This is a genomic window from Marinobacter sp., from assembly GCF_052091845.1.
Taxonomy (GTDB): Bacteria; Pseudomonadota; Gammaproteobacteria; order Pseudomonadales; family Oleiphilaceae; genus Marinobacter.
In genome coordinates this window covers 1-5,197 of record NZ_JBQDCO010000022.1, presented here as the reverse complement: position 1 = coordinate 5,197, position 5,197 = coordinate 1, and the positions used below count along the sequence as shown (strand labels likewise).

General features: G+C 52.9%; 12 protein-coding genes. All 12 read right to left on the bottom strand.

All coding sequences use genetic code 11. The features are described 5' to 3' along the window. Nucleotides 1–65, bottom strand: a 65-nt coding sequence (locus ACTHYN_RS08840; protein ID WP_441812133.1) for an uL14 family ribosomal protein, incomplete at its 3' end; no start/stop codon positions are given. 18 nt (nt 66–83) lie between these two features. Continuing rightward, a complete protein-coding gene (rpsQ, locus tag ACTHYN_RS08835) occupies nt 84–350 on the bottom strand; it encodes a 30S ribosomal protein S17 (RefSeq protein WP_071267344.1) in 267 nt (88 codons plus the stop codon). 1 nt (nt 351) lies between these two features. Beyond that, nucleotides 352–543 carry a 50S ribosomal protein L29 gene (rpmC, locus tag ACTHYN_RS08830; RefSeq protein ID WP_441812132.1) on the bottom strand — a complete coding sequence of 64 codons (192 nt, stop codon included), beginning with the start codon at nt 541–543 and terminating at the stop codon, nt 352–354. Further along, nucleotides 543–956, bottom strand: a complete 414-nt coding sequence (gene rplP, locus ACTHYN_RS08825) for a 50S ribosomal protein L16 (RefSeq protein ID WP_200366518.1) — start codon at nt 954–956, stop codon at nt 543–545. Before rplP ends, rpmC begins: the two co-directional genes overlap by 1 nt. Nucleotides 957–968: 12 nt before the next feature. Then, nucleotides 969–1,652: a 30S ribosomal protein S3 gene (gene rpsC / locus ACTHYN_RS08820; RefSeq protein ID WP_441812086.1), complete on the bottom strand. Its 684-nt coding sequence runs from the start codon at nt 1,650–1,652 to the stop codon at nt 969–971. Between the two features lie 11 nt (nt 1,653–1,663). Next, a complete protein-coding gene (gene rplV, locus ACTHYN_RS08815; protein ID WP_441812085.1) occupies nt 1,664–1,996 on the bottom strand; it encodes a 50S ribosomal protein L22 in 333 nt (110 codons plus the stop codon). 17 nt (nt 1,997–2,013) lie between these two features. After that, entirely contained in the window at nt 2,014–2,289 is a 276-nt protein-coding gene (gene rpsS / locus ACTHYN_RS08810) for a 30S ribosomal protein S19 (protein ID WP_441812084.1), read from the bottom strand. Nucleotides 2,290–2,312: 23 nt separating this feature from the next. Next, entirely contained in the window at nt 2,313–3,140 is an 828-nt protein-coding gene (rplB, locus tag ACTHYN_RS08805; protein WP_441812083.1) for a 50S ribosomal protein L2, read from the bottom strand. 17 nt (nt 3,141–3,157) lie between these two features. Beyond that, nucleotides 3,158–3,451 (bottom strand): 50S ribosomal protein L23, encoded by a 294-nt coding sequence (gene rplW, locus ACTHYN_RS08800; protein WP_441812082.1) that lies wholly within the window; start codon nt 3,449–3,451, stop codon nt 3,158–3,160. After that, nucleotides 3,448–4,053: a 50S ribosomal protein L4 gene (gene rplD, locus ACTHYN_RS08795; RefSeq protein WP_441812081.1), complete on the bottom strand. Its 606-nt coding sequence runs from the start codon at nt 4,051–4,053 to the stop codon at nt 3,448–3,450. The genes rplW and rplD overlap by 4 nt, the downstream gene beginning before the upstream one ends. Nucleotides 4,054–4,064: 11 nt before the next feature. Beyond that, entirely contained in the window at nt 4,065–4,703 is a 639-nt protein-coding gene (gene rplC / locus ACTHYN_RS08790) for a 50S ribosomal protein L3 (RefSeq protein WP_441812080.1), read from the bottom strand. Nucleotides 4,704–4,778: 75 nt separating this feature from the next. After that, nucleotides 4,779–5,090: a 30S ribosomal protein S10 gene (gene rpsJ / locus ACTHYN_RS08785; protein WP_041341420.1), complete on the bottom strand. Its 312-nt coding sequence runs from the start codon at nt 5,088–5,090 to the stop codon at nt 4,779–4,781. Between the last annotated feature and the right edge of the window lie 107 nt (nt 5,091–5,197).

Genomic DNA, 5,197 nt, shown 5'->3' with positions numbered 1-5,197 from the left:
ATGCACATCACCTGACGCGCACCGCTGTTATCCGCGACTTCAAGCATTGTCTGAGTCTGAATCATGGTTGTTCTCCGGGCGATTTACACCTTGGATGCATGTTCAGTGACTTCCACCAGGGCCCAACTCTTGGTCTTAGAGACCGGACGGGTTTCCTGAATGGTCACAGTGTCACCGATATTGCACTGGTTGCTCTCATCGTGAGCGTGGATCTTGGTTGAACGCTTCATGTACTTACCGTACAGAGGGTGCTTCACCTGACGCTCGACCAACACCACGATGGATTTCTCCATCTTGTTGCTCACGACCTTGCCGCTCAGAGTTCTGGCAGTTTGGGTAGCTTCGGTCATGTCACTGTCCTGCCTTTTCGTTCAATACTGTTTTCACGCGAGCAATATCACGCTTCACCCCTGGGAGGAGATGAGACTGATTCAGCTGACCTGTCGCTTTACGCATGCGAAGGTTGAACTGCTCCTTCAGGAGGCTGATCAGCTCTTGCTTCAGCTCCTCGGCTGATTTTGCACGCAGCTCTGTTGCTTTCATCACATCACCGTCCTCGTTACAAAGGTGGTCTGTACCGGCAATTTGGCAGCAGCCAGAGTGAAAGCTTCGCGGGCAATGTCTTCTGCCACGCCTTCCATCTCATAGAGCATACGGCCTGGCTGGATTTCAGCCACCCAATACTCGACAGAACCTTTACCTTTACCCATACGAACTTCCAGGGGTTTGCCAGTGATTGGCTTATCCGGGAAGACGCGAATCCAGATCTTACCACCCCGCTTGATCTTGCGGGTCATGGTACGACGTGCGGCCTCAATCTGGCGCGCAGTTATACGCCCCCGAGTGGTCGCCTTCAATCCGTATTCACCGAAGCTCACCTTGTTAGCCCGGTGAGCAAGACCAGTGTTCCGGCCTTTCATTACCTTGCGAAATTTGGTGCGTTTTGGTTGCAGCATAAGAGTGCCCCTTTACTTAGAACCTTTTTTCCCAGAGGCTTTCTTGTCAGCACGGACTTGTTCCATACCACCAAGAATCTCACCTTTGAAGATCCATACCTTGACGCCGATTACGCCGTAAGTGGTGTGCGCTTCATAGGTTGCGTAGTCAATATCTGCACGCAATGTGTGCAGTGGAACACGACCTTCACGATACCACTCGGAACGGGCTATTTCGGCACCCCCGAGACGTCCGCCAACCTGGATCTTGATACCCTTGGCACCCTGGCGCATGGCGTTCTGAACCGCACGCTTCATAGCGCGACGAAACATCACACGACGCTCCAGCTGACCGGCAACGTTTTGCGCTACCAGGCGGGCATCCAGGTCCGGCTTGCGGACTTCTTCGATGTTGATGTGTACAGGCACACCCATCATCTTGCCGACTTCGCGACGCAGACGATCAACATCTTCACCCTTCTTACCGATAACGATACCGGGACGGGCAGTATGAATCGTGATACGGGCGTTCTGAGCAGGGCGCTCGATCACAATCTTGCTGACAGACGCTTTTACAAGGCGCTTGTCTAGGAATTCGCGCACCTGAATATCATTCAACAGGTTCTTCGCGTATTCCTTTTTATCGGCATACCATACTGAGTTGTGCTCTTTGATCACACCCAGGCGCATGCCGGTTGGATTTACTTTATGACCCATCTGAGCATCTCCTACTGGTCAGCGACCTTGACGGTGATATGGCAGGTGCGCTTCATGATTCTGTCAGCGCGCCCTTTGGCTCGAGCTTTTATCCGCTTGAGCGTCGGGCCTTCATCCACCATCACAGTGGAAACCCGCAGTTCGTCAACGTCCAGACCTTCGTTGTGCTCAGCGTTAGCGATGGCGGATTCAAGAGCTTTCTTGATCACTCCCGCCGCTTTCTTTGGGCTGAAAGTCAGAATGTTCAGGGCGTCCTCAACAGCCTTGCCGCGGACTTGATCGGCGACAAGACGTGCTTTCTGAGCTGAGAGGCGAGCGCCCTTATACTTGGCTGCTACTTCCATTTCTATTCCCCTCACGATCAGCGTTTAGCTTTCTTGTCGGCCGAATGGCCGCGATAAGTACGCGTTGCCGCGAACTCACCCAGTTTATGCCCGACCATATCTTCGGTGACATAAACCGGCACGTGCTGCCTGCCGTTGTGGACTGCAATGGTCAAACCTACAAACTCTGGAAAGATGGTAGAACGGCGCGACCAGGTTTTGATCGGCCGCTTTTCGTTCACTTCCAGAGCTGCTTCGACCTTCTTCAACAGATGCAGGTCTATAAAAGGACCTTTCTTTAAAGAACGTGGCACAGCAATTTCCTCTATGTAGTCGTTTACTTGGCTGAACGACGACGCACTATCATATTATCAGTACGTTTGTTCTTACGAGTCTTATGCCCTTTGGTCGGAACACCCCACGGAGTAACCGGGTGACGTCCGCCAGAGGTACGCCCTTCACCACCACCATGCGGGTGGTCAACTGGGTTCATAGCAACACCACGTACTGTTGGACGCTTGCCACGCCAACGTGATGCACCCGCTTTGCCAAGCTGCTTGGTGCTATGCTCACTGTTGGATACAGCACCCAACGTGGCACGGCAATCTACAAGCACCTTACGCATTTCACCTGAACGCAGGCGGATGGTCGCATACGCGCCCTCCCGAGCAACCAGCTGTACGGATGCGCCCGCAGAGCGAGCCAGCTGTGCACCTTTGCCAGGCTTGAGCTCAACGCAATGAACCACAGAACCTACCGGGATATTCCGCAGCGGCAATGTGCTTCCCACCTTAATAGGCGCGTCGATTCCTGAGCGCACAGGCTGACCAATCTGCAAACCTTTGGGAGCGATGATGTAGCGGCGCTCGCCATCGGCGTACTTGATTAGCGCGATGTGCGCGGAGCGGTTAGGATCGTATTCGATGCGCTCGATTGTCGCAGGAATACCATCCTTAGTCCGCTTGAAGTCAATGATTCGGTAATGCTGTTTATGACCACCACCAACATGACGGCTAGTAATTCGGCCAGCGTTGTTACGGCCACCCGACTTACTTTGTGACTCGACCAACGGTTCGTAAGGGCGCCCTTTGTGCAAATCCGGGTTGTAAAGCTTTACAACGTGACGGCGTCCGGCAGATGTTGGTTTGGTTTTGACGATCGGCATATTACGACCCCTTTACCTTATTCCACATCCAGAAAATCGATGTCCTGACCTTCAGCCAGCTTTACGTAAGCCTTACGAATGTCATTACGCTTGCCGAACCCGCGGGCGGTACGCTTTAGCTTGCCCTTACGGTTCAGAACCTGAACACCTTCTACGGTGACGTTGAACAATTGCTCAACAGCCTTCTTAATCTCCGGCTTGGTGGCATCCGGGGCTACCCGAAACACTACCTGGCCGTGCTCGGCTACCAGAGAAGCTTTCTCCGATACGTGAGGCCCAAGAAGGACCTGATAAATACGTTCCTGATTCATCCCAGCATCTCCTCGATCTTCTTCAGAGCGGGAACAGTCACCACCACCTTCTCGAAGGCAACAAGGCTAACCGGATCCAGGCCTGCAACATCACGCACATCGACGTGAGGAACGTTGCGAGAAGCCAGATGCAGATTCTGCTCAACACTCTCTGTCAGAACCAGGGCATTGGAAACACCCAGATCTGAAAGCTTGGAAGCGAAAGCTTTGGTCTTTGGCGTATCGATCGAAAAATCGTCAACCAAAACCAGACGCTCTTGACGAACCAGTTCAGAGAAAATAGAGCTCATCGCGGCGCGATACATTTTGCGATTAACTTTTTGCTCAAAACCGCGAGGCTTGGCAGCAAACGTTACGCCACCGGCGCGCCAGATCGGGCTACGAATAGTACCGGCACGTGCACGGCCTGTACCCTTTTGACGCCAAGGCTTCTTACCACCACCCCTGACTTCTGAACGGGTCTTCTGAGCCTTGGTACCCTGACGGCCAGCTGCCATATAAGCAGTAACCACCTGGTGAACCAGCGACTCGTTAAAATCTTTGGCAAATGCAGCATCAGAAACAGATATTTCTTTGCCGCTACCTGTAATAGTCAATTCCATCGAACCGCTCCTCAGGCTTTAAGTGCAGGCTTGATGACAACATCACCGCCAGTCGCGCCAGGTACGGCACCACTAACCAGCAGGAGGTTGCGCTCGGCGTCGACACGGACAATCTTCAGGTTCTGCACTGTTACTTGCGCATTACCCATCTGGCCCGCCATCTTTTTGCCCTTGAATACCTTGCCCGGAGTCTGGTTCTGACCGATAGAACCCGGAGCACGATGCGATAGGGAGTTACCATGCGTGGCATCTTGCATGGAGAAGTTCCAGCGCTTTACGCCGCCCTGAAAACCCTTACCCTTGGACTGACCAACAGCATCAACAGCCTGACCGTCTTCAAAAACGGTTGCAGCAATTTCGCCACCAGCAGCCAGATCTTCACCTTCGCCGTCTGCCAGACGAAACTCCCAAACTCCACGACCAGCCTCTACGCCAGCCTTGGCAAAATGGCCTGCCTCGCCCTTGGTCACACGGGAAGCGCGACGCGCACCCACGGTAACCTGAACGGCACGATAGCCATCGCTCTCAAGAGTTTTGAGCTGAGTAATACGGTTAGGTTCAACCTCTATTACTGTGACAGGCAGGGCCTGCCCATCTTCCGTAAAAATACGGGTCATACCAGCCTTACGGCCGACAACACCAATTGCCATGTCTCACCTCTACGTGTACGGGGCTTTCACCCTCTATGGCCTTAGGACAGTTACACAGATTAATACCGGGCGGTATTAACCGAGGCTAATCTGAACGTCTACACCTGCTGCCAGGTCCAGCTTCATCAAAGCATCTACTGTCTTTTCCGTTGGCTCAACTATGTCAAGCAAACGCTTATGAGTACGAATTTCATACTGATCGCGCGCGTCTTTGTTAACGTGCGGAGAAACCAGAATGGTGTACTTTTCCTTCCGCGTCGGCAGAGGGATAGGTCCACGCACCTGAGCGCCGGTCCGCTTAGCGGTATCGACAATCTCCTGCGTCGACTGGTCGATAAGGCGATAATCAAACGCCTTCAACCGGATTCGAATCTTTTGGCTTTGCATGATGCACCAAACTCCACTCGTAGCAGCTACTAAACTAGTAAGCCGACCTTCAAAAAAAGGAGCCGCATTGTATGCATAATACTCAACCCTGTCAACAAACATAGTTT